Genomic DNA, 5,416 nt, shown 5'->3' with positions numbered 1-5,416 from the left:
ACCTCCCTTTAAGCTTCATCGCTATATAATTTCGTCCTCGTTTGAGAGAACGACCAAGCGTTTCTACCTCTTCTTCCTCCGAAGAATAGGGCTTTCCTTCAATGTTGAGGGAGAGAGATTCACTTATGTTATTTACAGTATTAATGTCAATGTCAATCTTTGAAATCTAAACAAGTGATCTGTACGAGACAGGTAGAGGATACGGTTTGAGCACCTTTCCTCTTTAAAAACACTTCATGACCTTTTTAAGGTTTAATATGGAGAGTTTGATCCTGGCTCAGAGTGAACGCTGGCGGCGTGCTTAACACATGCAAGTCGAACGGAGAAAGAGAGGTTCGCCTTTCTTTCTTAGTGGCGCACGGGTGAGTAATGTATAGCTAACCTGCCCCTTGGTGGGGGACAACAGTTGGAAACGACTGCTAATACCCCATACTCCTTCTTACTCTAAGGTAAGTCGGGAAAACTCCGGTGCCAAGGGATGGGGCTGTATCCTATCAGCTTGTTGGTGAGGTAATGGCTCACCAAGGCAATGACGGGTAGCTGGTCTGAGAGGATGATCAGCCACACTGGAACTGAGACACGGTCCAGACTCCTACGGGAGGCAGCAGTGGGGAATATTGCACAATGGGGGAAACCCTGATGCAGCAACGCCGCGTGGAGGATGACGCATTTCGGTGTGTAAACTCCTTTTATAAGGGAAGATAATGACGGTACCTTATGAATAAGCACCGGCTAACTCCGTGCCAGCAGCCGCGGTAATACGGAGGGTGCAAGCGTTACTCGGAATCACTGGGCGTAAAGGGTGCGTAGGCGGGTTGTCAAGTTCTGAGTGAAATCCAACGGCTCAACCGTTGAACTGCTTGGAAAACTGGCAGCCTAGAGTGAGGGAGAGGCAGATGGAATTGGTGGTGTAGGGGTAAAATCCGTAGAGATCACCAGGAATACCCATTGCGAAGGCGATCTGCTGGAACTCAACTGACGCTGAGGCACGAAAGCGTGGGGAGCAAACAGGATTAGATACCCTGGTAGTCCACGCCCTAAACGATGCATACTAGTTGTTGCCCTGCACGTCAGGGCAGTAATGCACCTAACGGATTAAGTATGCCGCCTGGGGAGTACGGTCGCAAGATTAAAACTCAAAGGAATAGACGGGGACCCGCACAAGCGGTGGAGCATGTGGTTTAATTCGAAGATACGCGAAAAACCTTACCTGGCCTTGATATCCTTCAAATCCTGTAGAGATACGGGAGTGCTAGCTTGCTAGAATGAAGTGACAGGTGCTGCACGGCTGTCGTCAGCTCGTGTCGTGAGATGTTGGGTTAAGTCCCGCAACGAGCGCAACCCTCGTGTTTAGTTGCTAACAGTTCGGCTGAGCACTCTAAACAGACTGCCTTCGTAAGGAGGAGGAAGGTGAGGACGACGTCAAGTCATCATGGCCCTTATGGCCAGGGCTACACACGTGCTACAATGGGTAGGACAATGAGACGCAATACCGCGAGGTGGAGCAAATCTATAAACCTACTCTCAGTTCGGATTGTTCTCTGCAACTCGAGAACATGAAGCTGGAATCGCTAGTAATCGTAGATCAGCATTGCTACGGTGAATACGTTCCCGGGTCTTGTACTCACCGCCCGTCACACCATGGGAGTTGAATTCACCCGAAGCGGGGAAGCTAAACTGGCTACCCTCCACGGTGGGTTCAGCGACTGGGGTGAAGTCGTAACAAGGTAACCGTAGGAGAACCTGCGGTTGGATCACCTCCTTTCTAGAGTATATGGCCTACCCATTCGTTTGGGTAGGCGGAAACCCAAGAAACACAAAAAAATCCTGTTGCGTATGGACACTTGTTTAGGTTTGAGAGATTGACGACACTAAGGGGCGTATAGCTCAGTTGGTTAGAGCGCACCCCTGATAAGGGTGAGGTCACAAGTTCGAATCTTGTTATGCCCACCATCTTGGGGAATTAGCTCAGCTGGGAGAGCGCCTGCCTTGCACGCAGGAGGTCAGCGGTTCGATCCCGCTATTCTCCACCATCCACTAGCAAACCTTAGCGTCATTGACATTGTTTTTAGCATAACGTTTAATCCAAGCCTTACATGTAAGCTTTGGATTAGACTTTAGGTCTAAATGTTATTTACCGTATCATTGTTAAAAGTCACAACATAATTGTAAAAACAATTTCACGTTTCTTGTTAAAGGTGTTCTATCTTTATCAAGGAAGTGATGCGTCAAAAAAAGAATAGGTAAGCTACTAAGAGCGAATGGTGGATGCCTTGGCAGACAGAGGCGATGAAGGACGTACTAGGCTGCGATAAGCCTTGGGGAGCCGCCAAGAGGCTTTGATCCAGGGATTTCCGAATGGGGCAACCCGGCACTCAGTGATGGGTGTCACCCTTAGGGGAGCGAACGTGGGGAAGTGAAACATCTCAGTACCCACAGGAAGAGAAATCAAACGAGATTCCGGTAGTAGCGGCGAGCGAACCCGGACTAGGGCAAACCAGATGCTTGCATCTGGGGTTGTAGGACTGTGACATGGAACGTAGTTGCTAGAAGAACCCTTTGGAAAGAGGGGCCACAGAGAGTGATAGCCTCGTATTTAAAAGCATAAGCAATCCTAACAGTATCCTGAGTAGGGCGGAACACGTGATATTCTGTCTGAAGCTGGGGGGACCACCCTCCAACCCTAAATACTCCTGTCTGACCGATAGTGCACAAGTACCGTGAGGGAAAGGTGAAAAGAACCCCAGTGAGGGGAGTGAAATAGAACCTGAAACCATTTGCTTACAATCATTCAGAGCCCTATGGTGTATCCAGGGTGATGGACTGCCTTTTGCATAATGAGCCTGCGAGTTGTGGTGTCTGGCAAGGTTAAGGAAACCCGAAGCCGTAGCGAAAGCGAGTCTGAATAGGGCGATTTAGTCAGATGCTGCAGACCCGAAACGAAGTGATCTATCCATGAGCAGGTTGAAGCTGGTGTAAGAGCCAGTGGAGGACCGAACCCATAGGCGTTGAAAAGTCTCGGGATGACTTGTGGATAGGGGTGAAAGGCCAATCAAACTTCGTGATAGCTGGTTCTCTCCGAAATATATTTAGGTATAGCGTTGTGTCGTAGTAGTGGGGGGTAGAGCACTGATTGGGCTAGGGCCTATACCAAGGTACCAAACCCTGTCAAACTCCGAATACCCACTATGGAATCACAGCAGTCAGGCGGCGGGTGATAAAATGCGTCGTCGAGAGGGGAACAACCCAGACTACCAGCTAAGGTCCCTAAATCTTACTTAAGTGGAAAACGATGTGGAGTTACTTCAACAACCAGGAGGTTGGCTTAGAAGCAGCCATCCTTTAAAGAAAGCGTAATAGCTCACTGGTCTAGTGATTCTGCGCGGAAAATATAACGGGGCTAAAGTAAGTACCGAAGCTGTAGATTCAATATTTATATTGAGTGGTAGGAGAGCGTTCTAGTCAGCGTTGAAGGTGTACCGGTAAGGAGCGCTGGAGCGGCTAGAAGTGAGCATGCAGGCATGAGTAGCGATAATTAATGTGAGAATCATTAACGCCGTAAACCCAAGGTTTCCTACGCGATGCTCGTCATCGTAGGGTTAGTCGGGGCCTAAGCCGAGTCCGAAAGGGGTAGGCGATGGGAAATTGGTTAATATTCCAATACTAATTACAGAGCGCGATGGAAGGACGCTTAGGGCTAAACGAGGTCACTGATGGAATAGTGGCTCGAAGGGTGTAGATTGAGGTATAGGCAAATCCGTATCTCTTTATTCGAGACCTGACAGGCAGACAACGCTCCTCGGAGCTGCGTCTGAATCGTTGATGCCGTCGAGCCAAGAAAAGTTTCTAAGTATATCTGTAATTACCCGTACCGTAAACCGACACAGGTGGGTGAGATGAGTATTCTAAGGCGCGTGGAAGAATTCTGGTTAAGGAACTCTGCAAAATAGCACCGTATCTTCGGTATAAGGTGTGCCTCCTTTCGTATAGGGACTTGCTCCCAAAAGCGAAAAAGGTTGCAACAAAGAGTCCCTCCCGACTGTTTACCAAAAACACAGCACTCTGCTAACTCGTAAGAGGATGTATAGGGTGTGACGCCTGCCCGGTGCTCGAAGGTTAATTGATGGTGTCAGCCGCAAGGCGAAGCTCTTGATCGAAGCCCGAGTAAACGGCGGCCGTAACTATAACGGTCCTAAGGTAGCGAAATTCCTTGTCGGTTAAATACCGACCTGCATGAATGGCGTAACGAGATGGGAGCTGTCTCGACCAGGAATCCAGTGAAATTGTAGTGGAGGTGAAAATTCCTCCTACCCGCGGCAAGACGGAAAGACCCCGTGCACCTTTACTATAGCTTGACACTGCTGTTGGGATAACGATGTGCAGGATAGGTGGGAGGCTTTGATTCCTAGACGCCAGTTTAGGATGAGCCATTGTTGAGATACCACTCTTCGTTATTCTGATAGCTAACTCGCTTGGGTTATCCCCAAGGAGGACAATGTCTGGTGGGTAGTTTGACTGGGGCGGTCGCCTCCTAAAAAGTAACGGAGGCTTACAAAGGTTGGCTCAGAACGGTTGGAAATCGTTCGCAGAGTATAATGGTACAAGCCAGCTTGACTGTGAGACGTACATGTCGAACAGAGACGAAAGTCGGTCATAGTGATCCGGTGGTTCTGCGTGGAAGGGCCATCGCTCAAAGGATAAAAGGTACGCCGGGGATAACAGGCTGATCTCCCCCAAGAGCTCACATCGACGGGGAGGTTTGGCACCTCGATGTCGGCTCATCGCATCCTGGGGCTGGAGCAGGTCCCAAGGGTATGGCTGTTCGCCATTTAAAGCGGTACGCGAGCTGGGTTCAGAACGTCGTGAGACAGTTCGGTCCCTATCTGCCGTGGGCGTAGGATTGTTGAGGAGAGCTGACCCTAGTACGAGAGGACCGGGTTGGACGAACCACTGGTGTATGGGTTGTTCTGCCAAGAGCATCGCCCAGTAGCTATGTTCGGATGTGATAACCGCTGAAGGCATCTAAGCGGGAAGCCAACTCCAAGATGAACAATCCCCGAAGACCCCATGTAGACTACATGGTTGATAGGCTGGGTGTGTAATGGGTGAAAGCCCTTTAGCTGACCAGTACTAATAGGTCGTTTGGCTTACTTATTTCTTAGCATCACTTCCTTGATAAGGATAGAGAGGTTGTTTTTACACTAACGTTGCTGACTTTTAACAATGACACGAAAGCGTCATACAAGAAGACACTGGTCTTTTTCTATGACGCTTGCCGGTGGCTATACAGATGTGGAAACGCCCAGCTCCATCCCGAACCTGGAAGCTAAGCGCATCATGGCCGATAATACTCTCCCTTACTGGGACGGAAACGTAGGTCGCTGCCGGCTCGTCAATTATTCTTTTACCTGCTTTA

At 49.4% G+C, this 5,416-nt stretch carries 2 tRNA genes and 3 rRNA genes; all 5 read left to right on the top strand.

Features of this window, described 5'->3' with window-relative positions:
* The first annotated feature begins 254 nt into the window (after positions 1 to 254).
* The 5 genes from JWV37_RS12475 (at position 255) to rrf (ending at position 5,390) form a co-directional block, all read left to right on the top strand.
* Positions 255 to 1,765 (top strand): 16S ribosomal RNA (locus JWV37_RS12475).
* Positions 1,766 to 1,876: 111 nt separating this feature from the next.
* Positions 1,877 to 1,953 (top strand) — tRNA-Ile (locus JWV37_RS12470).
* A 4-nt stretch (positions 1,954 to 1,957) separates the two neighbouring features.
* Positions 1,958 to 2,033: transfer RNA gene (locus JWV37_RS12465), tRNA-Ala, on the top strand.
* 208 nt (positions 2,034 to 2,241) lie between these two features.
* A 23S ribosomal RNA gene (locus JWV37_RS12460) occupies positions 2,242 to 5,155 on the top strand.
* 119 nt (positions 5,156 to 5,274) lie between these two features.
* A 5S ribosomal RNA gene (gene rrf, locus JWV37_RS12455) occupies positions 5,275 to 5,390 on the top strand.
* Together the 16S, 23S and 5S rRNA genes with 2 tRNA genes alongside form the textbook arrangement of a ribosomal RNA operon.
* The last annotated feature ends 26 nt before the right edge of the window (positions 5,391 to 5,416 follow it).

Origin of the sequence: Sulfurospirillum tamanense (assembly GCF_016937535.1) — a bacterium.
GTDB lineage: Bacteria > Campylobacterota > Campylobacteria > Campylobacterales > Campylobacteraceae > Sulfurospirillum_B > Sulfurospirillum_B tamanense.
This window is presented reverse-complemented; position numbering and strand designations above follow the sequence as displayed.